At 60.8% G+C, this 25823-nt stretch carries 19 protein-coding genes; 12 read left to right on the top strand and 7 right to left on the bottom strand.

Annotated features, from left to right (window positions below; all coding sequences use genetic code 11):
• Positions 1 to 20: 20 nt before the first annotated feature.
• The 4 genes from G494_RS0114865 to rph all read left to right on the top strand — a co-directional run bounded on the left by G494_RS0114865 (position 21) and on the right by rph (position 5194).
• Positions 21 to 1736 (top strand): proline--tRNA ligase, encoded by a 1716-nt coding sequence (locus G494_RS0114865; RefSeq protein ID WP_028585150.1) that lies wholly within the window; start codon positions 21 to 23, stop codon positions 1734 to 1736.
• Positions 1737 to 1769: 33 nt separating this feature from the next.
• Positions 1770 to 3932, top strand: a complete 2163-nt coding sequence (locus G494_RS0114860; RefSeq protein ID WP_028585149.1) for a RelA/SpoT family protein — start codon at positions 1770 to 1772, stop codon at positions 3930 to 3932.
• A gap of 28 nt (positions 3933 to 3960) precedes the next feature.
• Positions 3961 to 4416 carry a Smr/MutS family protein gene (locus G494_RS23790; RefSeq protein ID WP_035246911.1) on the top strand — a complete coding sequence of 152 codons (456 nt, stop codon included), beginning with the start codon at positions 3961 to 3963 and terminating at the stop codon, positions 4414 to 4416.
• Between the two features lie 67 nt (positions 4417 to 4483).
• Positions 4484 to 5194, top strand: coding sequence for a ribonuclease PH (rph, locus tag G494_RS0114850; protein ID WP_028585148.1), 711 nt, complete (start codon positions 4484 to 4486; stop codon positions 5192 to 5194).
• 596 nt (positions 5195 to 5790) lie between these two features.
• Here rph and rlmKL read toward each other — a convergent pair.
• Positions 5791 to 8022 carry a bifunctional 23S rRNA (guanine(2069)-N(7))-methyltransferase RlmK/23S rRNA (guanine(2445)-N(2))-methyltransferase RlmL gene (rlmKL, locus tag G494_RS23785; RefSeq protein WP_035246908.1) on the bottom strand — a complete coding sequence of 744 codons (2232 nt, stop codon included), beginning with the start codon at positions 8020 to 8022 and terminating at the stop codon, positions 5791 to 5793.
• A 775-nt stretch (positions 8023 to 8797) separates the two neighbouring features.
• Between rlmKL and G494_RS0114830 the strand changes: the two genes are divergently transcribed.
• From G494_RS0114830 to G494_RS0114800, 7 genes are all read left to right on the top strand, one after another.
• A complete protein-coding gene (locus G494_RS0114830; protein WP_028585146.1) occupies positions 8798 to 10192 on the top strand; it encodes a sigma-54-dependent transcriptional regulator in 1395 nt (464 codons plus the stop codon).
• A gap of 228 nt (positions 10193 to 10420) precedes the next feature.
• Positions 10421 to 10834, top strand: coding sequence for a hypothetical protein (locus G494_RS0114825; RefSeq protein ID WP_028585145.1), 414 nt, complete (start codon positions 10421 to 10423; stop codon positions 10832 to 10834).
• Positions 10835 to 10882: 48 nt separating this feature from the next.
• A complete protein-coding gene (locus tag G494_RS0114820) occupies positions 10883 to 12400 on the top strand; it encodes a chemotaxis protein CheW (protein ID WP_028585144.1) in 1518 nt (505 codons plus the stop codon).
• A gap of 50 nt (positions 12401 to 12450) precedes the next feature.
• A complete protein-coding gene (locus G494_RS0114815) occupies positions 12451 to 15531 on the top strand; it encodes a methyl-accepting chemotaxis protein (protein ID WP_028585143.1) in 3081 nt (1026 codons plus the stop codon).
• Between the two features lie 73 nt (positions 15532 to 15604).
• On the top strand, positions 15605 to 16168 hold the full coding sequence (locus G494_RS25645) for a GNAT family N-acetyltransferase (protein WP_051305741.1): 564 nt from the start codon (positions 15605 to 15607) through the stop codon (positions 16166 to 16168).
• The gene (locus tag G494_RS0114805; protein ID WP_232362568.1) at positions 16155 to 17192 is read left to right on the top strand and encodes a histone deacetylase family protein; all 1038 of its coding nucleotides are present in this window, start codon (positions 16155 to 16157) and stop codon (positions 17190 to 17192) included. Before G494_RS25645 ends, G494_RS0114805 begins: the two co-directional genes overlap by 14 nt.
• Positions 17193 to 17257: 65 nt before the next feature.
• Positions 17258 to 17713 (top strand): YkgJ family cysteine cluster protein, encoded by a 456-nt coding sequence (locus tag G494_RS0114800; protein WP_028585141.1) that lies wholly within the window; start codon positions 17258 to 17260, stop codon positions 17711 to 17713.
• Positions 17714 to 17728: 15 nt separating this feature from the next.
• Here G494_RS0114800 and G494_RS0114795 read toward each other — a convergent pair whose 3' ends face one another.
• The 6 genes from G494_RS0114795 to G494_RS0114770 form a co-directional block, all read right to left on the bottom strand.
• Positions 17729 to 19120 carry a hypothetical protein gene (locus G494_RS0114795; RefSeq protein WP_153305908.1) on the bottom strand — a complete coding sequence of 464 codons (1392 nt, stop codon included), beginning with the start codon at positions 19118 to 19120 and terminating at the stop codon, positions 17729 to 17731.
• A complete protein-coding gene (locus G494_RS0114790) occupies positions 19107 to 19865 on the bottom strand; it encodes an outer membrane lipoprotein-sorting protein (RefSeq protein ID WP_035246905.1) in 759 nt (252 codons plus the stop codon). The genes G494_RS0114795 and G494_RS0114790 overlap by 14 nt, the downstream gene beginning before the upstream one ends.
• Before the next feature lie 66 nt (positions 19866 to 19931).
• Positions 19932 to 21176 (bottom strand): ABC transporter permease, encoded by a 1245-nt coding sequence (locus G494_RS0114785; RefSeq protein WP_028585138.1) that lies wholly within the window; start codon positions 21174 to 21176, stop codon positions 19932 to 19934.
• Complete coding sequence (locus G494_RS0114780; RefSeq protein ID WP_028585137.1) at positions 21169 to 21867, bottom strand: ABC transporter ATP-binding protein; 699 nt, start codon at positions 21865 to 21867, stop codon at positions 21169 to 21171. The genes G494_RS0114785 and G494_RS0114780 overlap by 8 nt, the downstream gene beginning before the upstream one ends.
• A gap of 21 nt (positions 21868 to 21888) precedes the next feature.
• Positions 21889 to 22230 carry a hypothetical protein gene (locus G494_RS0114775; protein WP_028585136.1) on the bottom strand — a complete coding sequence of 114 codons (342 nt, stop codon included), beginning with the start codon at positions 22228 to 22230 and terminating at the stop codon, positions 21889 to 21891.
• 248 nt (positions 22231 to 22478) lie between these two features.
• Positions 22479 to 23471, bottom strand: coding sequence for an arsenic resistance protein (locus tag G494_RS0114770; protein WP_028585135.1), 993 nt, complete (start codon positions 23469 to 23471; stop codon positions 22479 to 22481).
• Positions 23472 to 24122: 651 nt separating this feature from the next.
• Between G494_RS0114770 and G494_RS23775 the strand changes: the two genes are divergently transcribed.
• The gene (locus G494_RS23775) at positions 24123 to 25415 is read left to right on the top strand and encodes a BaiN/RdsA family NAD(P)/FAD-dependent oxidoreductase (RefSeq protein ID WP_051305792.1); all 1293 of its coding nucleotides are present in this window, start codon (positions 24123 to 24125) and stop codon (positions 25413 to 25415) included.
• The last annotated feature ends 408 nt before the right edge of the window (positions 25416 to 25823 follow it).

The raw sequence follows: 25823 nt of genomic DNA, 5'->3' as shown, positions 1-25823 counted from the left end.
TTACTGTTTGGAGAAAAGCCATGCGCTACTCACAGCTGTTGTTGCCCACCACCAAGGAAACCCCTGCCGAGGCCGAGGTGATCAGTCATCAACTGCTCCTCAGGGGCGGTTTTATCCGTAAGTTGACCTCCGGGATGTACACCTACCTGCCCCTGGGATTTCTGGTCCTCCAGAAGGTAACCGAGATTGTCCGCCAGGAGATGAACCGGGCCGGGGCCCAGGAGATCCTGATGCCCATGGTCCAGCCGGGAGACCTCTGGCAGGAGTCCGGGCGTTGGCAGAAGTATGGTCCTGAGCTGCTCCGTTTCAGCGACCGGCACAACCGCGATTACTGTCTGGGACCCACCCATGAGGAGGTGATCACCGATATCGCCCGGATGGAGCTCCACTCCTACCGTCAGCTGCCCATCAACCTCTACCAGATCCAGAACAAGTTCAGGGATGAGATCAGGCCCAGGTTCGGCCTGATGCGGGGCCGTGAGTTCGTGATGAAGGATGCCTACTCCTTTGATGTGGATGACCAGGCGGCCAGCATCAGCTATGAGACCATGCGCCAGGCCTATCACCGGATCTTCCAGCGTTGCGGCCTCGAATTCCGGGCCGTTGAGGCGGACAGCGGGGCCATCGGCGGTTCCTTTTCCCATGAGTTCATGGTCCTGGCCGACACCGGTGAGGATACCCTGGTGATCTGCAGCGGATGTGACTATGCCGCCAACGTGGAGAAGGCCGCCATCGCCCCTCCCCCGGAAGAGTCGCAGAGCGGGATCGCCCTGGCAGAACTGCAGCAGGTGGAGACCCCGGGAATGAAGAAGGTGAATCGGGTGGCCGAGTTTCTCCGGGTCGAGGCCAAGGAGATCATCAAGACCCTGCTCTTTGAGGCCGACGATCAGGTGGTGGCGGTGCTGGTCCGGGGCGACCGTGAGGTCCAGGGCGTCAAGCTCAAGAACCTCCTGGGCGCCTCCGAGGTTGAACCCCTGGCCGAGGAAGAGGTCTGGCCCAGGCTGCAGCTGCCGGTGGGCTATCTGGGACCGGTGGGGCTGGATATGAGGGTCGTTGCCGATTATGAGGTGATGGGCCTGGTCAACGCGGTCTGTGGTGCCAATGCCAAGGGGGCCCACCTGACCGGGGTCAACCCTGGCCGCGACTTCCAGCCTGAGCTGGTGGGTGACCTGCGCCAGATCACCCCGGAGGATCGTTGCCCCCTCTGCGGCGGCAACCTCACCCTCACCGAAGGGATCGAGGCCGGCCATATCTTCAAGCTGGGTACCGGCTATTCCGAGGCCATGAATGCCACCTACCAGGATCAGGAAGGGGTGGGGCAGTACTTTGTGATGGGTTGCTACGGTATCGGGGTCAGCCGGGTGGTGGCAGCGGCCATTGAGCAGAACCACGACCAGAACGGCATCATCTTTCCCGTTCCCATGGCCCCCTTTCAGGTGATCATCCTCAATCTCAACCTGAAGAACGAGGAGACCTGCAAGGCCGCAGAAGGGCTGTACCAGGAACTGAGGGCGCTGGGCTACGATGTCCTCTACGATGACCGTGATGAGCGGCCGGGCTCCAAGTTCAAGGATGCGGACCTGATCGGCATCCCCCTGCGGGTGACCATCGGCAAGACCTATGAGAAGAGCGGTGAGGTGGAACTGCGTCAGCGCAGGAGCGGCGAGACCGTGAGCCTGCCCTATGCAGAGACCGTGGCCTATGTGGATGACCTGCTCTCCAAGGCCCTGAGCTGAAATCATGCCTGAATTTGTCCCACGAGGATAGAGATGTCGGATTTTCAAAATCTCCTGGCCCTGACCACAGGCTATCTCCATGATGTCGATCTGACAAGGCTGAGCAGCGCCTATGACTTTATCTGCGAGCGCCATGCCAGTCAACGCCATGCCTCAGGTGAGCTCTATATCGATCATCTGACGGAGGTGGCCTCCAGTCTGGCCGCCATGAAGCTGGACCTGGACACGGTGATCGCCGGCCTGCTCCATGGGACCCTCAAGGAGGAGGTCGCCTCCCTCAAGGAGCTGGAAGAGCGCTTTGGTCGGGATGTGGCCCACCTGGTGGACGGTGCCACCCGGATCACCCATGTCCGCTACAACTCCGAGCTGGCCCATCAGGCCGAGAACATCCGCAAACTGCTGCTGGCCATCGGTGCCGATATCAGGGTGCTCCTGGTCAAGCTGGCCGACCGGCTCCAGGACATGCTGACCCTGGATGTGGTGGATGAGGAGGTTCGCCGCCACAAGGCCCGGGAGACCATGGATCTCTATGCACCCCTGGCCAGTCGTCTGGGGATCGACTGGCTCAAACGGGAGCTGGAGGACCTGGCCTTTAAATACCTCTTTCCCACCGAATATGAAGACCTGGTCAGCCACCTGGAGGACACCCTGGAGGAGCGGCAGGCCTATGTGGAGGAGGTCATCGGCATCCTCTATCAGAAGCTGCGGGTCAACCAGGTGGTGCCCGTGCGGATCATCGGCCGGCCCAAACATATCTACTCGATCTATAAGAAACTGGTGGTCCAGAAGATCCCCCTGTCGCGGGTCTACGATAAGGTGGCCTTTCGGATCATCGTCCGCAGCATCAAGGAGTGCTACGAGGCGTTGGGCACAGTCCATGGCGAGTGGACTCCGGTACCGGGTCGGATCAAGGACTTTGTCTCTGCCCCCAAATCCAACAACTATCAGTCGCTCCACACCACCGTGGTGGGGCCCCATGAGCATTTCATCGAGATCCAGATCCGGACCGAAGAGATGGACAAGGTTGCCCAGGAGGGGGTCGCGGCCCACTGGGCCTATAAGGAGGGGCAGAAGATCTCCGGTAACGACGCCCGGCTCTTCCAGGACCTCAAGCAGCTGGTCCAGAATCTCCAGGATGTTGAGGATCCGGGAGAGTTTATGGAGTCGGTACGCGGTGAGCTCTTTGAGCCCGATGTCTATGCCCTGACCCCCACCGGCGAGGTCCGGGAACTGCCCAGGGGATCCACGCCCATCGATTTTGCCTATGCCATCCATACGGCGGTGGGGGATACCTGTGTCGGTGCCAAGGTCAACGGTCAGATGGTGCAGCTCAAGCATGAGCTGCAGAGTGGCGATATCGTCGAGATCCTTACCCAGAAACAACAGCATCCCAAACAGGCCTGGCTGCAGATTGTCCAGACCTCCAGGGCCAAGACCCGCATCCGTCAGTGGTTGCGGCGGGAGGAGAGGGAACGTTCCCTTAAGCTCGGTCGGGAGATCTGTGAGCGGGAGCTGCGCAAGTACCATGTCTCCATTCGCGGCCTGGTCAAGGGGGGGCACCTGCGTCTGCTCTTAAAGGATCTGCGCTGCAGCTCCCTGGACGACCTCCTGATCAAGGTGGGCTCCGGGGCCATCACCATCCCCAGGCTGATGCGGGCCCTTCAGCCCGAAGAGTATCGAGAGGCCGAAGAAAAACGCCGCCAGGAAGAGCTGGAGGAACGCGCCAGAAGGGCCGCCGAGCAACGGCCCCCGGCCCCGGGCAAGGAGGCCTTTGATATCGATGGCGTGGATGACATGCTGGTCAAGATCAGCCAGTGCTGCCGGCCGGTGCCCGGCGATGCCATCATGGGCTTTATCACCATGGGTTCCGGGGTCTCCATCCACCGTTCCGACTGTCCCAACCTGCTCAACTCCGATCCCTGCCGCTGGCTCGATGTGACCTGGTCCGGGACCGTGGAAACCAGCCATCGTTCTGCGCTCCTGATCAGGGCTGAGAACAAGAAAAATGTGCTGGCCGAGATCAGCAGCACCATCAGTACCGATGACGCCAATATCGTCGAGATGACCGTCCGGACCACGGCGGAGAATATCACTGCGATTAAGGTGGTGGTCGAGGTCACCGACCTCCAACAGCTTCGCCTGATCAAGCAGCATCTCCAGCAGATGGCGGTGGTCATCGAGGTCCGCAGGGTCTAGGCCGCAGGGCGTATCCGAGGAAGGGAGAATGGAGAACTCCGAGGTGATCTGTGCGGTCTGCGGCAATGAGGTGGACCCGGCCTGCTCCTTCTGCCCCCACTGTCAGTCCAGCCGGATCGCCTCCCCGCCTTCCGCAGCCGGGCCCCAGCACCGACTGGTCAACCTTGAGCAGGGCCGGCCGCAGCTCCATCAGGCCCTGGAGCGACTGCGCAGCGAGCTGGTGGTCGGGCGGCAGCATCGGGTCCGGGTCCTGACCCTGATCCATGGTTACGGCTCTTCGGGCAAGGGTGGGGTGATCAGGGAAGAGGTGCGTCGCCACCTGGGCTTTCTCCTCCATGGCGGCCGGATCAATGACCTGATCTTAGGGGAAGAGTTTTCCCGCAACTCCAGCCGGATTCGCCGGCTGGTCCGTCGTTTTCCCTTTCTGGCCAATCACCGGGACCTGAACCGGGCCAATCCCGGGGTGACCCTGGTGGTCTTGTAAGGGGGGATCGGCCGGAGAGGCAAGGTCGGCTGCGGCCGGCAGACAACAGCTAAAGAGGAACAAGCTAATGGATACCACCACCAGGGCCCAGGACTGTCTGCGGCCCTTTTCTCTGGACTACAATGTCCAACCCCAGGCCGAAGGCTCGGTCTTTCTCCATATGGGTCATACCCAGGTGCTCTGCGCAGTCTCGGTGGAGGATCGGGTCCCTCCCTTTCTCTCCGGCAGCGGCAAGGGCTGGATCACCGCCGAATACGGGATGCTGCCCAGGGCCACCCATACCCGCGGCCGCCGGGAGGCGGTTTCCGGCCAATCCGGGCGCACCTATGAAATTCAACGTCTGATCGGCCGTTCGCTGCGGATGATGGTTGATCTCCGGCAGTTGGGGGAACATACCCTCAGGGTGGACTGCGACGTGATTAACGCCGACGGTGGGACCCGTTGCGCCTCCATCACCGGTGGGGCCCTGGCCCTGCGTCAGGCCCTGCAGACCATGGTGGCCCAGGGGCGGCTGGCAGAGTTGCCCAAGATCCTGCCCGTGGCTGCGGTCAGTGTAGGGGTTGTGGCTGGCGAGGTAGTGCTCGATCTGGACTATGGGCTTGATTCCAGTGCAGATGTGGATGCCAACTTCGTGATGAGCGGGGATAGCCGTTTCATCGAGATCCAGTCCACTGCCGAAGGGCAACCCTTTAGCCCGGCCCTGTTTCCCAGGATGGCTGCCCTGGCCCAGAAGGGCATCGAAGAGCTCTTCACCCTCTGGCAGCAACCGCTCCCCTGATCGTCCTCTAACCGCTTCCCTAGACGACAGGCAGGCCTGTCTCTGCAAAGGCCAACGCCCCCTGATGAGGCGTCGCCGCTCCCGGCTGCTGAGCTTTGCCCTGCCCAGCTGGCCGGGGGCTGGCAGCGGTCTGCTCCCGGCTCTTCCCTTATGTCGGTCCGTGCCGGTCTATGCCGGGCAATCCGTCCGCTGCTCCGAGCTTAAGTTCTTAAGCCTTTAAGCCGCCTCCACCATCACGCCTCCATGAAGGTCCTCCAGGAAGGTCCTCCAGAACCCTCGCTTCCTCCTGCTCTCAGCTCTTTTCCTGCCATCGTGCATCTCTCCTCCCGGTCTGTTCTCTCCTGTCTTGGCCTGTGGGCGCGGGCAAGGGGAGAGCCTTTGTAGCCGCTCCCGGAGTGGAGCGAAGCAGAGGCTTGAGAGCCGGCTCCAGCAGGTGAAGATGAGCAGGAGTGTAGGGCTCAGCCCTGGGCAGGCTGAGCTGAGACCGGGCAGGCGGGCAGGGGGGCACTGCAGCAGGAGGCTGCTGTGTTGGATCTGGGCGATCCAGGGGGGAAAAGAGGCGCTGCCGGGGAAGGCCCCCTCGGCAGCGCCTGGCCTCAGAACTGCTCAGCCTCCTCCTGCTCTTCCAGGGGGTGTCTGAAGGTCCAGCAGCGATGGATTGGTGGTTTCCTGGCAAAATCAGGGGGCAGGGTGGTCTCGGTGATCTCCTCGACCAGAAACTGTTCACTGAGTTCCGGGGCCAGTTTGAACTTGCGAAAGTTGGTGGAAAAGACCAACAGTCCCTTCCGGGCCAGGCGTTGCATGGCCAACTCCAGCAGGTCTTGATGGTCAGACTGGATGTCGAAGGTGGTCTTGCGGTGGCGGGCGTTGGAAAAGGTGGGCGGATCCACGAAGATCAGGCCGTAGCGGCTCCGTTCCCTGCGCAACCACTCCAGGCAGTCGGCCTCCACGGTCTGGTGAAGGGGGCCGCCATAGCCGTTGAGCGAGAGATTGGCCTGGGCCCGCTGGAGATACTTGTCCGAGATGTCCACCGTCGTGGTGGCCGAGGCGCCGCCACGGGCGGCAAAGACGGTGGCCGAGCCGGTGTAGCCAAAGAGGTTGAGGAAGCTGAGCCCCTGGGCCTGGCGGCCGATGAAGGCGCGGGTGCGCCGGTGGTCCAGGAAGAGGCCGGTATCCAGGTAATCGGTAAAGTTGACCAGGAATCGACACCCCCCTTCCCGGACGATCAACAGGGGCGCCGCCTTTTTCTCCTGCTTAGTCGTCTTTGCCTTCTTCTGATACTGCTCCTTCCCCTTCTGTTTCTTGCGGGTCTTGATGAAGATTCGACTGTGGGGGACCTCCAGGACCTGGCGCAGGCTCTGGAGGGCCAGGTTAAACCGTTCTGCCGCCTTTTCCTCGCTCACCGTGGACGGTGGAGCATACTCCTGGACATGCACCCACTCTTCATAGAGGTCCACGCTCAGGTTGTATTCCGGGATGTCCCGGTCATAGATGCGAAAACAGCTGATTCCCTCCTCCTCGGCCCAGGGCAGACGGATCTGGCAATTTTTGCGGAGGCGATTGGCAAAGTCCTCTGCCGGGCCGGCTTCGCTTACAGGGGCCAGGGTCCAGGGGAAGGGTGCTGTTTCCGGCACCGCCTGCTCCGCATCAGCGCCGCCCACCAGGAGCTGGCAGCGGATAGGGCCGTTAAACAGCTTGTGTCGCTCCTGCCAGGGCAGCTTGAGCATCTCGGCCAGATCAGGGTTGCCGGTAAAGAAGGCCAGCTGCCAGCCCTTGAATTCGGCGCGAAAACGCTCTCCCAGGAAGCGGTAGAGGTACTTGACCGCCTGCTTCTCCGAAAGCCGGTCGCCATAGGGTGGGTTGGTGATGATGAATCCCCGCGCTCCCGGGCACTGGAGGTGGGCCAGCTGACGCTGGCGGATGGTGATCATCCCGCGCAGGCCGGCGGCAATCACATTCTGGCGGGCCGCCGCCACCACCCGTGGATCGGCATCATAGCCGATGATCTGGGGCATCTCTTCCGGCACCCCCCCCTCTTCCAGTTCCAGGGCCTCCTTGATCAGCCGATCCCAGAGCCTGGGATCATGCTTCTGCCAGCCCATGAATCCGAAGTGCTTGCGGAGCAGGCCCGGGGCAGAGTTGTTGAGCTTTAAGGCGGCCTCGATCAAGAGGGTGCCGCTGCCGCACATGGGGTCAAGCAGGTAGCTGTTTTGGTCCAGTTGAGGGAGGAATCCGGAGAGCTGGATCAGGGCTGCGGCCAGGGTCTCCTTCAGCGGTGCCTCGCCGCCGGTGTTTCGATATCCGCGCCGATGGAGGCTGTCCCCGGAAAGGTCCAGGGAGAGGGTGGCCTTGACTCCATTGATGTGGAGATGAAAACGGACCGCGGGTTGATAGGTGTCAACGGTGGGCCGCTTGCCGAAGCGTTTGCGGAACTGGTCGACAATGGCATCCTTGACCCGGAGTGAGGCGTATTGACTGTGGGTAATCTTGGCATCAACCAGGGTCGTGAAGACGGCAAAGGTGGCCTCCTGATCAAAGTGTTCATCCCAGAGGATTCTGCCGGCCTGCCGGTAGAGGATATCCGGGTCTGCGGCATCAAAGCGGGAGAGCTCAAGGAGAACCCGTGAGGCGCAGCGCGACCAGAGGCAGGCCCGGTAGGCGGATTCCAGGGTACCGGTCCAGGAGACGGCGCCCGGCGATGTGGTTGTTTCCCGGCCGCCAAAGGAGATGATCTCTTCCTCGACCAAGGATTCCAGTCCGGATCCACAGGTTGCAGTGAACTGGAGCGCTTGTTTCTTTTTAGTATGCTTTCTTCGTACAATCGCCATGAATTTATTCGGGATAGATGTTGTTAAGCGTGGTTGCAGGGGAGCGTTTCGGGGGGTGTGGTGCTGGTAACGGATAACTCTGCCTCTGCCCCTGGCTGACCTGCAGCAACGTAAGGGATTCCACGGTGGAATAGGTGGGGAGAGCATGAAAAAATGCCAACATAGTCCTTCCATCCCTGGATGTAAACAGGAACCATCAGCATGGCCTGCTCTTTTTTGTCCCCTCCCCGGAGGGGGCAAAAACGGGAAGAGTCCGGAGCTGTTCTGTCGAGCGGGGTAGGGCATGGCCGCCTGCTGCTCCAGGGCCTGCCCCTGGGGAATCATATACCTGATTATCAGCTCAGGGACAATCTAATCTTTATGAAAGATCAAGGGGATGTGGGCGCGGTCTCCTGCCGTTTTACTTGAGTTCCGGGGAAACGACCCAGTTTTGGCCTGCCCCCTGGCCGCCGGCAAGCGAGCAGGGGAAAGAGCGGGATCAGCGGCTCTATCCCGGGCCAGGGGGCAAACTCTGGCCAGGGGAGCAGGGCGCGCCCAGGTGCGCCCGGCAGAGGCCGTTGTCTCCAGGGGCAGGTGAGCTGGCTCAGCCGGCGGCGAGGAAGCCGGAGAGGGGCGCTCTGCCAAACTGGTCCCGCTGAAAAACCGGGTCCCGGAAAAAAGATGATCCGGCGTTGACAATGAATCTGTCCTCAGCTACAATTTTTCTATCATTTCATGAAGTAAGCAGCATTGTTCCGCCCTGGGCCTGTTCCCTCACCGTCACCAAGGAAAGACAATGGCTTCAATTCTGATTATTGATAAGGATCATCGCTTTGCAGAGAGCGTCTGTGATACCCTGGCTGCCATGGGGCAGGTGCCGTCATCTGCCCATACACTGAGGCAGGGGATTGCGCGGGCCGGGCAGGGTGACTATGACCTGATCCTGCTGGATGTCTGCCTTCCCGACGGCAACGGCCTGGAGGCCATCGAGCAGCTTCGCGGCCTTGACTCTGAGCCCCAGATTATTATCATCGCCGACCAGGGAGATCCGGATGGGGCCGAGTCGGCTCTTCACTCCGGGGCCTGGTGCTATCTTGAAAAACAGGCCATCCTCGAGGAGCTCAGCCTTACCCTGAGCAGGGTCCTGCAGTACAGGCAGACCCTGCGCTCCCAGCGGGCTACCATGAAGGCGGTGGAGCGGGAGCAGCTGGTGGGGGAGAGTCCCGCCTTTCTGCAGAGTCTGGAGCTGCTGGGTAAGGCCGCATTCAGCGATGCCAATGTGTTGCTGTCCGGTGAATCCGGGACCGGCAAAGAGGCCTTTGCCAGGGCGGTTCACGCCAACAGTCGCCGCAAGCAGGCAAATTTTGTGGTGGTGGACTGTGCAGCCCTGCCCGAGCAGCTGGTGGAGAGCGTCCTCTTCGGCCATGTCAGGGGGGCCTTTACCGGTGCCGACCGGGCCAATCGCGGTCTTGTCCGTCATGCCGATAGGGGGACCCTGTTTCTGGATGAGATCGGGGAGCTGCCCCTGGCGATGCAGAAGAGTTTTTTACGGGTCCTCCAGGAACGTTGCTTCTGCCCGGTGGGCAGCTATGAGGAGCAGGCCAGCGATTTCCGTTTGATTGCCGCCACCAACTGTGATCTTGCCGCGATGACCGAGCAGGGGCTCTTTCGAGAAGACCTCTTCCATCGGCTTCGGGGCATCCATATCCAGCTGCCCCCCTTGAGGGAGCGGAACCAGGACATCCGTCTGCTCAGCGATTATTTTCTGGAGCGGTTGTCGCGCAGGTATGGTCAGGAAAAAAAGGAGTATCTGACGGATTTTATCGAGCACCTCAGCGCCTACCCCTGGCCCGGCAACGTGCGCGAACTTTCCCATGCCATAGAATCCTCCTTTGTCGAGGCGGTTCACTCCCCCCTGCTCTTTACCCAGCATCTTCCCCTCTATATCAGAACCGCCTATGCCCGCTCCAGGGTGGAGCAGGGGAGTCCTCCCTGCCCACAGGTTGACGCCGGGGAGGGTGAACTTCCGGCCTGGAGAGATGCCCGCAGTCGTTTTGAAGAGGGCTATCTCCACAGACTCCTGGCCCAGACCCAGGGTAATATCAGCGAAGCCGGCAGGGTCTCCGGGCTCTCCCGGACCCGCCTCTATCAACTGCTCAAGAAGTACCAGCTCTCCCTCTCCACCCCATAGGCCGAGTAAACCTCTGTACACAGTTGGTGTGCCCTTTCTGCTACAGTGTCACCTTTTCTGTACACCTTCACCGCCCAGTGAGGGGAGGGGGCTTTCCGGGCTCTCTTTGATTATCTTGTGCCCCCAGGGGCTTCCCCCCGGTCAGAGGGTGTTCTTGAGAGCTGGCGCCATTCTTGCTTTGGAGGGGCAGGGAGCAAGCCAGATCTCGTCTACCTGTGAGTACGCCCCATGGATATCCTTCTCTACAACTCTGACCACGGTGAGCTGGAAACCAGGCTCAAGCAGAACATGCCTTCAATAGAGGCGCTCTGTTCTGTGGAGAAATGTCGGGAGCTCAGCTGGTTGATGCGCTGTTTTCGTGAACCTGGCTCACTGCCCGAGGCCATCGTGCTGGTGGCCCGGGACCGGGAAGAGTTGCAGGCCTTTACCAACCTGGCTTCACGGCTCGAGCAGCTGTTTGTTATCCTGGTCCTGCCGGATGCAGGGGAAGAGACCATCGCCCTGGGGCATTCCCTCTGTCCCCGTTTTATCACCTATCATGACAGCGACTTTCAGGATGTGGTCGCGGTCCTCACCCGGATCGCGGCCAGAAAAAGTAGAGAGCAGCCCGGATCAGGGGGAGAGCTCGAAGAGCGTCTCTGACTCCAGGGCAGCGGCTGCATCCATCCGTGCATTGAGAGGGAGAACGGCATGAAACATCAAGATCGACTTATTGCATCCTTTATCCTGGATCGTTCAACCGATCTGGAGATCGCTCTCCGGGCCGATCATGTGGTCGAGGCGACCTCCCTTGGCGGCAGAATCCAGGCCGTACCCAGCAGTGCGGACTTTCTGGAAGGCTATATGACCCTCCGTCAGGAGGTGCTGCCCATCATCAACCTCAAGAAGCGGCTCAAGCTGGCTGCAAGCGAGTATGGTCAGGATGCCAAGGTGGCGGTCATTCAGATGGCTGAGCGCAGGTATGGTCTCCTGTTTGAGGACATCCGTGACGTCTTCCGGGTTGAGGCAGGGGCCATAGAACCCCTGGCTCAGGAGCTGATGGCCGAGGGGGCGGTTATCACCGACCTGATTACTCTGGAGAACGGTGAGCGCACCCTGGAGTTCCTGGACCTGGAGCTGCTCTTTCCCTTTCAGGCGGCAGAGGAGGAGGAAACGGAATCTGGCCCGGTCCCCGCCATTCGGAGCTACCAGCGTCAGGTGATTTTTTCCTGCTGCGGACAACGCTACGGGGTCTCGGCGGCAGATACCCAGGAGATCTGTTTCTTTGCCGATCTCGATCCGGTGTTCAGGCAGGGTGAGATCGAAGGGGCGCTCCAACTGCGGGGCCATACCATCCCTGTACTCAACAGCGCGGCCATCTTACGCAGGGAGCGGAACACCCCTTTTGTTCCCGACAGCCAGACCAGGATCCTGGTGATGCGCGCCCAAGAGACCGTTTTCGGCATGATCGTGGATGGGGTCCATAAGATCCTGATGGTCGGAGAAGATGAGATCCTGCCCATTCCCGGTGATCACCTCTCCTTCCTTGCCGGGGTCTGCAGAGAGGGGAGTGATCAGGATATCATCCTGCTCCATATTCCTGAACTCATCGAACCGCAGCTGGATAAGATCAAGGCCATGGGGCAGATCCGCAACGAAGATCAAGAGGAGCCCCAGGCAATCAGCAGGGCGGCGCGGCATATCATTACCCAGAACAGTTATCTGATCTTCACCATCGGCAAACATTACGCCATAGAACTCAGAGACGTGCAGGAGATCCTGGATACCGACGCCTACCTGAACACCGACTCCGCCGGTGAGATGATCTGCGGGATCATCAACCTGCGCGGCACCATTGTGCCGGTGATGGATCTGCGCCGGTTCTATCCGATCCATGGCGAGCGGAGCCACGGTGACTCCTGCAAGCTGGTCATCGCCGGGGCAGAGTCGGGAAAGGTTGCCCTGCTGGTGGATGAGATTGTCACCATCTTTAAACAGGAGCAGTATCACGCCACCCCCTCACTCCGCCCGGAGTTGCAGGAGAAGAAGGATACCCTGGACCGCTTGATCGAGTTTATCAACGAAGAAGACCTGATGGAACACGTGCTGGTGCTGAACGTGAAGAATATTGTCCGCAACCATCTGGGAATCGTCCCGGAGAATGCGGAGCAGGAGGAGGTCTGTCGACAGGGGGAAGAACCGGCCGAGCCCACCCTGGCATCGACCTGAAGAGTGCACCTGGAGAAACATTCCTATGTAACGGCAGAACGGAGGAAGAGATGGGAGCAACAGTAGAAGGCAAGAGCGGAAATACCATATCCTACCTGGACCTTTTGGTGGAGCCCGGCTTTATTGTCGATGAGCAGCTGGTCATCACCTGGGCCAATGAACCCTTTTTTACGACCTTCAACACAAGCCCTGCAGAGGTCATCAACAAGATGGCCTGCGAAGAGGTCTGCAGCCTCCATCTCTGCGGGACCAAGGACTGCGCAGTGGAAAAAACCAGGCGGCTGAACAGGCCTGTTACCAGTGAAGCCGTGCAACACTCCGAGAACGGGATCCGTTTCTTTCAGTCCGTGGCCAGGATGATCGATGGCCCGACCCCGTCGAGCCTGGTCACCCTGACCGATATCAGCGACATCAAGGGGGTCGAGGCCAAGCTGAGGCAGTTGGAAACCGACCTTAACGTCATCCCCACCCCGATCATGGAGATCGATGACAAGTTTTTCATCACCTATCTGAACCCAGCCGGTGCTGCCGTCGCCGGCCTCACCCCGGACGAGGCCCTGGGCAGAAAATGTTACGATCTCTTTAAGACCCCCCACTGCAAGACCGAGCGCTGCGCCTGCAGCCGGGCCATGAAGACCGATTCCGTCATCACCGAACATACCATTGCCCGGCCCAGGGATGGGGTGATTGTGCCCATCAAGTATACCGGCGCCCCGGTCAAGGATGCCAAGGGCAATATCGTCGGCGCCCTGGAGTATATCCTGGACGTGACCGAGGAGGCGAAGCAGCAGCAGCTTGCCCAGGAGAAGATTGAAAATCTGAACACCATTCCCACTCCGATCATGGCCATAGATACCGAGTTTGCCATCACCTATATGAACGGGGCAGGTGCCGCCATAGCCGGCCTCACTCCGGACGAGGCCATTGGCAGGAAGTGCTATGATCTCTTCAAGACGCCCCACTGCCAGACCGAGCGCTGTGGCTGCGCCCGGGCCATGCGAACCGACGCCGTGGTCACCGAACAGACCATCGCCCGCCCCCAGGACGGGGTGATCGTCCCGATCAAGTATACCGGCGCCCCGATCAAGGATGCCAAGGGCAACATCAAGGGCGCCCTGGAGTATATCCTGGACGTGACCGAAGAGGTCAAGCAGCAGCAGCTGGCCGATGAAAAGATCGAGAACCTCAATGTGATTCCCACCCCGATCATGGCCATCGATACCGACTATACGGTGACCTATATGAATCCTGCCGGGGCGGCGGTGGTCGACCTGACCCCGGATGAGGTGGTGGGCCGGAAGTGTTACGAGGTCTTTCGCACTGCCCACTGTCAGACCAAACGCTGTGCCTGCCAGCAGGCCATGCAGGGGGACAGGGTGGTCTCCGAGGAGACCATTGCCCGGCCCCGGGACGGCGTGATTGTTCCGATCAAGTATACCGGTGCCCCGATCAAGGATGCCAAGGGCAATATCAAGGGCGCCCTGGAGTTTATCCTGGATATTACCGAGGAGGCCAAACAGCGCCACGATGCCAATGCCAAGATAGAAAACCTCAACGCCATCCCCACCCCGATCCTCTCCATCGACACCGACTACACCATCACCTACATCAATCCGGCAGGTGGAGAGACGGTCGGGCTGAGCCCGGACGAGGCCATTGGCAAGAAGTGCTACGACCTCCTCAAGACCCCCCACTGCCAGACCGGCAAGTGTGCCTGTCGGCGGGCCATGGAGTCTGACAGCGTGGTCTCCGAGGAGACCATCGCCCGTCCCAGGGATGGTTTGATTGTTCCTGTCAAGTACACCGGCGCCCCGATCAAGGATGCCAAGGGCAACATCACCGGCGCCCTGGAATTTATCCTGGATATCACCGATGAGGCCAAACAGCGTCAGGAGGCCAATGAGAAGATCGAGAACCTCAATGCCATCCCCACCCCGATCTTCTCCATTGATACCGACTTCACCATCACCTATATAAATCCGGCCGGTGCCGGTCTGCTCAACCTCTCCACCGACGAGGTGATCGGCCGTAAGTGCTACTCCCTGTTCAACACCAGCCACTGCAACACCGCAGAATGTGCCTGTGGCCTGGCCATGAAGACCGATCAGGTGGTGATGGCCAAGACCGTGGCCCAGGTGGGGGGCAAGGAGATTCCCATCAAGTATACCGGTGCCCCGATCAAGGATGCCAAGGGCAACATCAAGGGGGCCCTTGAGTTTGCCCTGGACGTGACCAGTGAGGTCGGGGTGGAGCGACTGGTCAGTCAGGCCAGTGAAGAGGTGGCCCAGCTGGTTGCAGACTCACAGCAGCAGATGGCCCTGGTCTCCGCCAACATGGGGGTCATGGGTGAGACCCTGGGTCGTGAGGTGGTTGAGCTTGCCCAGTCGGAACAGACCGTCAACAAGATGTTGTCCTCCTCCAACAAGATGCTGTCCATGACCGAGAAGGTCAATCAGCTGGCCACGGATATGTCCAGGGAGGCGGAAAACGGCCGTAAGGCGGGAGCCGAGGCCGGCGGCAAGATGCAGGAGATCAACAAGTCCATGGAAGAGAATAATACCATGGTCTCCACCCTGGTCACCCAGGTGGAAAAGATCGGCGGCTTTGTCGATATCATCAAGGAGATCGCCTCCCAGACCAACCTCCTGGCCTTTAACGCCGCCATCGAAGCTGCCAGGGCCGGGGATGCGGGCCGCGGCTTTGCAGTGGTTGCCGATGAGGTCCGCAAGCTGGCGGAGAACAGCTCAAAATCCGCAGTGGACATCTCCAACATCGTCAAGATGGTGGAGAATGATTCCCGCCAGACCATCAACGCCATGCAGGAGGGGATGAAGATGCTGGATGACGGCTCCAAGGTGATCAACACCGCCCTGGATGCCATGGATCAGATCTCAGACGGTATCCTGACGATCTCAGGCTCGGTGGACGAGGTCAAGGACCGGGCCGGTCAGCTTGCCGGTCATGGTCAGCATGTCATGGACGGCATCCAGAACGTGGTCAGCTCTTCGGGGGAGAATGAGCAGACCGTCAAGGGGGTGGAGTCTTCGGTGGGCGATACCGAGCAGGCTCTGGAACGGCTGATGGAGTCCAGCAGGACCCTGCAGCGTGCCGTCAACAACATGTGCCAGTAGCTGTAAACAGGCGGCGGCAGGGGCGGATCCTGCCGTCGCCCTTGAGGGTACCTTGAAATAGGGGAGAGCAATCATGACCCTGTTTGGTGATCGTATTTTCTCGTTACGGCTGCAGCTCAGGCGTGTCGAGGAGAGGGATTTGGAGCAGCTGGCCTCCTGGAGCAACCAAGGGCTTGCCTATGGTGACTATCTTACCCCTGAGCGGCTCTCTCTGGAGCAGCTGGCGCATCAACTGCGCTCAGGGATCCTCTGGAACGGTCAGAGCAAGACCTTTGTGATCGAGCTGAAAGATGGCGCAGCCATCGGTACCCTGCACTACTGGCTGCGGGCCGAGGCGCGGGAGACCGCTGTCATGGCCGTGAAGATAGCGGTGGCCGGAGAGCGCGCCAAGGGCTATGGCACCGAGGCCCAGCGGATCATGGTCACCTTTCTCTTTAACCGCCTGGGCGTGCGTGCCATCGAGATGTATACTGATATCAACAACACAGCCCAGCAACGATGTCTGAAAAAACTCGGCTTTGAACTCATCGATTCCCTGGGCTATCTCGATCACCAGGTCGAGCGGACCGGCCATCTCTACCGCTTGGACCAGGATCATTTTGCCGAGGAGCTGAGCTACCACTATGTCCATGGCTAAACCTCCGGGAATCCTGCTTGACCGCAGGTACTTTCAGCACAAGATCAACCGTCCTTCCCCGGAGAATGCCGACCGGGTCAAATCGCTCTATACCGTCCTGGAGGCCGCACCCTATGCCTCGAAGCTGCGCCTTGTTACCCCCAGAGAGGCTACGGCCTCGGAGGTGGCGGCGGTACATTCCGACTTCTATCTCGATCAGCTGCGGGAGCATCTGAACCTGGCTGATCCCTACTCCTATGATCAGGATACCTACCTGATGGAGCAGAGCCTCTATACCGCCCATCTGGCCGCAGGCGGCTGTCTGGAGCTGAGCGACCGCATTCTCTCCGGAGAGCTTGATTACGGCTTTGCCCTGATCCGACCGCCAGGGCATCATGCCGAGGCGGGCAGGGGCATGGGCTTCTGTGTGTTGAATAATGTGGCCATCGTGGCCGAGTACCTCTGTCGGGTCTACGGCCTGCAGCGGCTGCTGATCGTTGACTTCGATGTTCATCACTGCAACGGCACCCAGTCGATTTTTTATGACAGCGACCAGGTCCTGGTCCTGTCCATCCACCAGGAACGTCTCTTTCCCTTTAGCGGCTCCTTCGACGAGGTGGGCAGCGAGCAGGGCCGGGGCTATACCATCAACCTGCCGGTGTTCGGCCAGTTCGGCGATCAGGAATATTCCTTTCTGCTGGGACAGGTCTTGGGTACGGTGGCGGAACAGTATCTGCCCCAGATGATCCTGGTCTCTGCCGGCTATGACGGCCATCAGGAGGAGTCCATCAGCAAGACGCTGCTCTCAACCCAATGGTACGGGATCATCACCACCCTCTTGAAGGTCCTGGCCCGTGAGGTCTGTGAGAACCGGCTGCTCTTTGTTCTGGAAGGGGGCTATAATCCCGAGTCGCTGGAGCGTTCGGTCCTGGCCACCGTTGACGCCCTCCTGGAGCCGGTGGCTGCCAGGCCTGGCTTCGTCTATTCCCAGCGGGCTGCCCGGGTGCTGGCAGACCATCCCCTCCACCACTACTGGACCCTGTGACCTCCTGAGTTGAGCCAGGGGGATGAAGCCAGGGCCTGTACCACTTTTACCCCAGGGAGCAAGCTGTGATCGCCAAGACCTCACCTGAGCAGGCTGAACTGCGGACCCTCTTTGCCGAGTGCCGCCAGTGCGGCACCTGCTGCCGCTCCTTTCGCAAGATTGCCCTTCACCCGGATGAGGTGGAGTTTATCAAGAAGATGGGAGGCCATGTGGGCGTGGATATCGGCCTCAATGAACTGCGTGAGCAGAGCATGGAGGAGCTGGTGGAGGCGGCCAGGGCCCGGGGGCGTCTGTTCATGATCCATCCCGATGACCAGGGCTGCGTCTTCCTGGAGCGGCGTAATGAGCGCTACGTCTGCAGGATCTATCACCACCGACCCCGGGTCTGCCGGGGATTTCGCTGTACCTTGGCAGACAGCAGCTTTCTCGATCTCTTTGGAGGCGATGCCATCCATCTCCTGGGCCAGGATCGTTTTGGTCTGCCCCTGGCTCCCCCTCACCAGGGGGAGCAGGGCGGTTGAACCTGGCCGTTCGGCTCAGAAGAATGCGCGCAACCGCAGTTCCAGCCTGTTGCTGTTCAGTTTTTCTCCGAATTCGCTCTGGCTGCTGCCCAGGAGCAGGGCAAAACGCAGCCGGATCTCCCAGTTGCTCAAGCCGGTATAGAGGAGCTCCGGGGTCAGGGAGCAGCTCCGGTCTTCCAGGTTGATGATGGTGGTCAGGGCAGGGGTGAAGTAGAGGATCTCCCCCGGCTCCCTGAGGCTGAAGCGGGCGTAGAGGTAGTCTCGTCCCGGATTGGGCCGGCCATAGCCCTGGAGGCTGAGTTTTCTGGCCTGGTTGAGGAGCTGCTCCCTCTGCTCCCGGGAGAGGGCCTGCTCCGCCTCTGCTCCCAGCTGATAGAAGCGGTCCAGCTCCTCTGTCGAGTAGCCGCTGCCGTTGTGATAGTACTCCAGGATGGTGGTCAGGTTCCAGCGGTTGAGGTAGCGCAGCCCCAGCAGCCAGGAGGTCAGCGACTCCCTGGCCGTGGCGGTGGTGCTGTCGGCCTCCAGGATGATTCTTTCCCGCCCGGGGGAGTGGGCCAACTCCCCGTGGAGTTCGAAGTTGGTGGTGATGTTTCGGGAAAAATCCAGGCCGAAGCTGCTGGAACGGTTGGAGCCGCTGGAGCCGTCGGAGCCGCTGTACCAGAGCAGGTCGATATCGGTATCCCTAAACAGCAGGTAGAGCTTGGCCGCCAGCTTGAGCTGATCCCGGCGGCCGAACTCCTCGTTCACCCCCTGCCAGACCGGCAGCACCACCCCGGTCAGGGCGATATTCTCCACCAGGGCCGAGCTGCTCCTGATCCATTCGGCCTCGGCCGTGAGATAGCCCTCCAGGGTCTCCTCCGGGTTGTTGGGGTCCTTGCTGCGGTTGAGAAAGCCCACCGGATTCCAGGCATAGCCCTTACCCCAGCGATAGCTCTGCTTGCCCAGGCTCAGCTCCAGCTGGGGGCCGGGGCTGAGGCTCAGGTAGGAGGCAAAGATATCGGCGTGGTCCAGCCAGCCCTGATCATCCAGCTGGCCTGCGGCCTTGAGCAGCCAGTGGAGGCCGGCGATCCCCTTGAGGTAGGAGCCGTCCAACTGGACTGCGCCCGCCAGGCGGTCCCTGGAAGCGGGGAGATCCTGGTCCTGTCTGAGCCTGCTCAGGGCCGAGTCCTGATTGAGATCCAGGTGCTCCCAGCTGGCCTCCAGGTAGCCGCCCGTGGTCAGTGGCGATTTGGCAAACTCCTCCGGCTCAAAGCTGAAGTCATCGCCTGCCGTGGCCGCCAGACACGCCAGGGCCGTCATACATGCCAGGGCCGCCCGCCTGGCCGCACGCAGGACGGCAGGGCAAGCTCTGCCCGGTGAGCGGCTGGGGGTGCAAGAATCCCGGACCGGTTCCCTACCTGAGTTCATCTACCTTGGCAAAGCCGTTTAGGGAGAAGACCTCATCGCTGACGCTCCTGTTCCTGAGCCTGGCAAAGAGCATGATGGAGCGATAGCCCTTGTGCAGGGGGCTGTCGGTCTCCAGCCGGGCCGGGCGGACCAGACCTCCGCCGAAATCCTTGATCTCGCTGTAGCGCAGGGTCTTGATCAGCATGCCGCTGGCCGCGTGGCAGGCAATGGTGGTGGGCAGGAGCCGCTTTTTTTCCACCTCCATGATCAGACTGTCGTAGGCCACGGCCGTGGTCCGGGCCTTGAGGGTCAGCAGGTAGTGCGCGTCTTCTTCCCTGAGCTGCTCGACCCGGTACTCGCTGCTGAAATCCAGGCGGAGGATATCCGCGTTATTAAAGACCCCGCCGATCACCGACTGCAGGGAGGTTATCCGGATGGGCCTACCCACCTTGGGGATATAGAGCCAGATGTTTTCTCCCAGCCTGAGGGTGGCGCGTCCCTTTTCGCTGGCCGGGGCCAGAAAGAGGGCCACCATCTTGTCCTCGCCCTTCTTCAGGGTGTAGAGCACAAATTCCCGGCGGCTGCCGTCGGGCTCCAGATTGATCAGCTTGCGGTACATCTCGTAGCTCCGGGGCTGGAGGTTGCGGTCGACCTGGGCCAGGATCTGCTCACCGTCCAGGGCCAGGGCCGTGGCCGGAACCATGAGCAGCAGGGCGCAGAGGGGGAGCAGCAGCGGACGGAGCAGGCGATTGGGCGAGTCGTTCATCGATGAGTTCCTCGGGAGAAGAGTAGGGGGGATGGCGTTGTAGCGGCGGCGCACCGTGGGCTCGACTCAGACATGGCGCAGGGCCGTGATGGGGTCCATCCTGGAGGCCTTGATGGCCGGCTGGAGGCTACCGATCACGGCGATGGCGATCACGATCAGGCTGACGGTGACGATATCGGAGAGGGCGATGCTCGGCTGGAGCAGCAACCCCTTCTGCCGACCGAAATCAAAGCTGAGCTCAGCCGCAGCCATTCCCCGGATCGAGAGCAGACTGACCACCACGCCGATGGTCGTACCCAGCAGCCCCAGGAGCAAGCCTTCGCAGAGGAAGAGCCAGAGGATCCTGGCAGGGCTGGTACCTATGGCCGCGATGGTGCCGATCTCGTTGATCCGCTCGTAGACCGCCATCACCATCACATTCATGATCGAGACCAGGACAATGGCCACCAGCATGATCTTGATGAACAGGGTCATCAGGTCGATCATCCGGGCAATATTGAAAAACGGGGTCAGTTTTTCCCAGGTATGGACGGCAAAGAGCGGTTGGTCCTGCTGGTTTCGCTGGCTGCCCAGGGTGGAGCGGAGCTGTTGGGTCACCGCCTCCAGCTGGGCCATGCTGTGGAGGCGGACGGCGATCTCACTGACCTCCATGTCCTGGAGGCGGAGCAGGCTGCGGGCGTCGTTGAGGTGGATGAAGCCATCCCGGCCGCCAGGCCCGGAGATCCCCTCCAGGATCCCCCGGACGGTGAAGGCCTGACCATTGACCGAGCCATCCCTGTTGGTGGCCACCAGCACGATACCGTCGCCCACCTTCACCTTCATCCCCCGGGCAATCAGCTCCGGCACCAGGATCTCACCCGCTGCCAACAAGCCTTCCCCTTGGCCTGCAATGATCCGCTTCATCAGCATGGGCACGGTGGCCGCTTCTCTCTCCGGGTCCACCCCGTTGAGGCGGATGTTGGTGGTCTCTGCGTAGTTGCTGAACATGGCCCCCAGCTTGATCCGGGGCGAAAAGGCGGCCACCTCGGGCAGCTTTTTCAGGGCCTGCTCCACCCGGGCCAGCTGTCCGGGCTTGAGGTTACGGTTGAGCGGCAGACTGTCCATGGAGGCCAGGTAGCCCTGACGATGGATCTGGAGGTGACCGATCATGGAGTCGGTGATCTGGGAGATCATCATCGACTTGAAGGAGCCGGAGACCGAGATAAAGAGCAGCACCGCCACCACCCCCAGGGTGATCAGGATGGAGGTCAGGATGGTGCGGCGGCGGTAGCGCAGCAGGTTGCGGGTGGCTATCTTTATGATATTACGCATCCTTGGCCTCCCTGTGCGCTGTCTTGACCCGGCCGTCTTCCAAGGTGTAGATGGTCTCGGCATTGTCGACGATCTTGGGGTCATGGGTGGAAAAGATAAAGCTGGTACCTGAGTCGTCGCGCATGCTCTTCATCAGGGTGATGATCTTCAGGGCGGTCTCCCGGTCCAGGTTGGCGGTGGGCTCGTCGGCCAGGACCAGCTGCGGCCGGCTGACCAGGGCCCTGGCAATGGCCACCCGCTGTTTCTGTCCGCCGGAGATCTGGTGGGGGAACTTCCCGGCCTGGTCAGCCATGTCCACCGCCGCCAGCAGGGCCTCTACCTGTTGTCGGCGCTCTGCCCTGGGCCAGTTCTGAACCATCTGCAGGGGGTACTCGATATTTTCAAAGACCGTCAACACCGGGATCAGGTTGAAGTCCTGGAAGATAAAGCCGATCTGTTTGCCGCGAAATCGAGCCGCCTCCCTGGAGCCGAGGGTGGTGAGATCCTGGCCAGCCACCTCGAGGCTCCCGCTGCTGGGCGGATCCAGACAACCGATCATGTTGAGCAGGGTGGACTTGCCGCTGCCCGAGGGACCCACAAAGGAGACAAAGGAGGCCGAGGCGATGGTGAAGTCGGCATCGACGATGGCGTGGACCGGGATCTCGCCGCTGAGGTAGGTCTTGTTCAGCTGTCTGGCTGTGACCAGTGTCATGGTTGCTCCCTGGTTGCAGGATTAGGGTCGTTGACCGGAACGCTTCGCTCCCTGGCCCTGACCGCGTCCTTGGCCGCGCCCCTGCCCCTGTCCCGGGCCCTTTTTACCGACAGCGGCAGGACGATTCGCCGGCCCCAGGTAACGGCTCTGCTCCTGGGGCGTCATTGTCCTGACCCGCTCTTGCCAGGCTGCACGGAAGGCCTCCTGCTGCTGTGCCGGAGCCTGGCGAAGGCTGCCCCGGAGCCGGTGCAGCTCCTCGGTGGACATGGAGCCGTAGTCCACGGCCAGGACAGGCGCGGCCAGGGCGATCAGGGCGACCAGGGTGAGAAGGGGTACGATGCTTTTGGCTTGCTGCTGGAACATGGGATCCTCCTTAAGGTGAGCGTTGTACCGGTTACTGTGGTGGTTGCGGTGTCGGTTGCGGTGCCGGTTCAGCGATGAACAGTCAGACTCCACTATGTTAGCAGCAACACAGGCCGGATGGAAAGAGAAGTTTATAGTTGTGACCGATAAAGTATGTTCGCATAATCCCTGCTGCCGCCGGCCGCTCTCGGCAGTCCCATCTGCCTGGAGATCGGTCTTCAGTTCCACCCCCGAGTTCAGCCTCGAGTTCAGCCCTGGAGCTGGTCGCTCAAGGGGCCGAAGAGGGTATCGGTGAACCTGACATACCAGGCGGCAGACTGGACCTGGATGACGTAGGAGACCGCGATCACCAGGGCCGCGTTGGCGCCGGCCTCACCAAAGGCGTTGATGGCAATGGCCAGGGCAATGGAGAGGTTGCGCATCACCGTGCCATAGACCAGGGCGATGGCGTCGCCGCGGTTGAACAGCAGCTTGCCGACCAGGGTGGAGAGCGAGAAGTTGAGCAGGTAGATCAGCACCAGGGGCAGCAGGATCCGGAGCAGCAGGGAGGGGTCGCTGAGGATGGTGCCGGCCTTGAGGGCCATGGCCACAAAGACGATGCCCAGCACCCCGACGGTGGAGAGGGTGGGGAAGCGGGGGGCGATTTCCTGCTTAAAGGTGGCTGGGGAGAATCTCTTCAAGAGGTACTGGCGGGTGAGTATCCCCAGGATCATGGGAACGAAGACGATCAAGAGGATCTGTTGCAGCACCATGGAGATGTTGACGCTCACCTCGGTGCCCAGGAGGGCCAGCACGTAGAAGGGGGTGGCCAGGGAGCCCAGGGTCAGGCCGATGATGGTCATGTTGATCGCAGCCCCGGTATTACCGTGGGCAAAACCGGTCCAGGAGATGGTCATGCCGCTGGTGGGCAGCAGGGCGGCCAGCAGCAGGCCCAGGGCCAGGTAGGGCTGGTCCTGAAAAAAGATCAGGCCCAGGCCATAGGCGATAAAGGGGATCAGCCCAAAGTTGATCAGCTGGCTGATGAGTTGCAGGCGGACGTTTTTCAAGCCCTGGAGCAGGTGATTGACGTTGAGGGTGACCATCATCGGGTAGACCATCAGGAAGGTCAGGGGCATGATCAGGGCCTTGAGCGGGGCTACCCTGGCAGAGCCGGCCAGGGAGCCGACCAGGAAGCCGGCCGCCAACATCAGGGGAATGGCAATGATCAGCTGAGCGTGGAGGAGTTTGAGTAGGCGCCACATGGGGTCTCCTTGTGAGCAGGTTTTCCCTCTGCCAGCCGGGGGAGCGGGGTCACCACATCCCATGAGGCTGGAGGGAAGAGAATATTAATGTGCATATGCACATTTAAGTCTGCTCTCTCCGGCTGTCAAGCAGCCATGGAACAGTCGGCTCGGAAAAGCTCGCATCTCTGCTGCTTACGGCGGGAGACAGGACCGAGGAGACATGGTATAGGGAGCTGGCCTGCTGTGGGCGGCATTTTTTGGTTCTATCCGAATCTCCCAAGGTCCTGAGCAGCGAGGGGGGCCTTTCAGTCATTCGCTTTTTGGCTGTCATTGCCGCGCAGGCGATAGTCCAGGCTGCTGGCAACCTACTTGGTGTTTTTGTAGTCGTCATTCCCGCGCAGGCGGGAATCCAGTTTTGGAGGAAGCGTGACGTACCCCCAGCGTCTCCATCTTAGCGAGCAGAGCGAAGGGTACACTCTATACCGGCCTGAGCAGGGATTAATTAACTGCGGCATGTCTGGAACAAAAAAATGTTCAGGAGTTTCTGAATCTTTGAACAGGCGACCTTACCTCCCAACCATGTTGTCTGGGAAGGGTACCTGTTAAGCCCTTTTGGGAAATTCGGATATAGCCATATTTTTTATAACCAGGGGAGTGGATCAGAAGACCATGCAAGGACGTAAAGTGATAGTGATAGGCGGCGGTCCGGCCGGCCTGATGGCTGCCGGTCAGGCAGCTGCTGCCGGGGCCGAGACCCTGGTTCTGGAAAAGATGAAGCGTACCGGGCTCAAGCTGCGGATCACCGGCAAGGGCCGCTGCAACCTCACCAATGTGGCCGAGGTGAGGGACTTTATCAACCGCTTCGGTCCCTCAGGGCGGTTCCTGCGCCAGGCCTTTGCCCGCTTTTTCAGTGAGGAGTTGATGGCTTTTTTTGAGGAACTTGGTTTGGAGCTGGTTACCGAGCGGGGAGGGCGGGTCTTTCCGGCCAGTGGTAAGGCAACCGAGGTGGCGGAGCAGCTCCGGAGCTGGTGCACGGCCTGCGGGGCCAGGATCCAGACCGCACAGCCGGTGGATGGCTTGGTGCTCAGGGATGGCCGGGTGGTCGGGGTGCGTTCCCAGGGCAAGGAATTGGAATGCGATGCTGTGGTGGTGGCCACGGGCGGTGCTTCCTACCCTCGCACCGGTTCCAGTGGTGACGGCTACCATCTCCTGGAGGCGGTGGGCCATACCATCATCGCCCCCCGCCAGGCCCTGGTTCCCCTGGAGACCAGCGGCGTGGATACAGCCAAGCTGGCGGATCTCAACCTGCGCAATATCGGGGTGCGTCTGTTGGTGAATGGCAAGAGGCGGCGCCAGGAATTTGGAGAGGTGCTCTTCACGAGCTTCGGGTTGAGCGGGCCCGTGACCCTGACCCTGAGTGGTCAGGTGGTGGACGAGCTGCGCCAGGGAAATGGGGTCAGCCTCTCCCTGGACCTGAAACCGGCCCTGGATGAGCAGAAGCTGGAGGCCCGGCTCCAGCGAGATATCGCCGGGCGAGGCAAGGAGGAGCTGCAGAGTCTGTTGCGGGGGCTGCTCCCCAGGGAGCTGGTACCGGTCTGCCTCAAAAAAACAGGGCTTGCCGCAGATCAGCTGGGTTTCACCATCTCTGCCAAACAGCGACGACGCCTTCGCAGCTGGCTCAAGGATTTCCGCCTGGATGTCCGCCGGCCCAGACCCCTGGCCGAGGCCATTGTCACCGCCGGCGGGGTGGACACCCGGGAGATCGATCCCCGGACCATGGGTTCGAAAAAGGTGGCAGGCCTCTATGTGGTTGGCGAGCTCCTCGATCTCCAGGCCGACACCGGCGGCTATAACCTCCAGGCCGCCTTTTCCACGGGTTGGCTGGCCGGGAGGAGCGCGGCAGAGCGCGACACCCCGGTTGTGGGCACTCAGGCAGACCGAGAGGCCCACCGTTCCTGCTGAGAGATCCTGACATAGGGGGTGGGCTCCTGATCGCTCAATCCCATCATTGCTGCAGGAGCTTTGTCCCCCTTGTCCCCGCACAAGGGGGAACTCACGAACCGGAGCCTCCCTTGAGCAGCTGTGAAGGCAATCTCCCTCTCATCCCCGCACAGACCGGAATCCAGGGCAGGGAGGAAGAACTCCCCTCTCCGTGGGGCGTCATTCCCGCGCAGGCGGGAATCCAGTCCATGCGGAACCATGGAACAGGCCGGGTTTAGCGTATGCTCAGTTGCAGCTTCCGTGTGCTCATCTGAACAGGCTGGATACAGCTGGGGGCTGATATTGTCTTCTGATGAAGTCGATTTTAGGAGCAATCGTAACTTCGGGGCTTAAACCTGCATTTTTAGCGGCAAAGGAGCTTTTAAGGCT

The organism is Desulfogranum mediterraneum DSM 13871, assembly GCF_000429965.1.
Taxonomy (GTDB): domain Bacteria; phylum Desulfobacterota; class Desulfobulbia; order Desulfobulbales; family Desulfobulbaceae; genus Desulfogranum; species Desulfogranum mediterraneum.
Note: the sequence above shows the minus strand (reverse complement) of the source record. Positions and strands in the feature narration are given on the sequence as shown.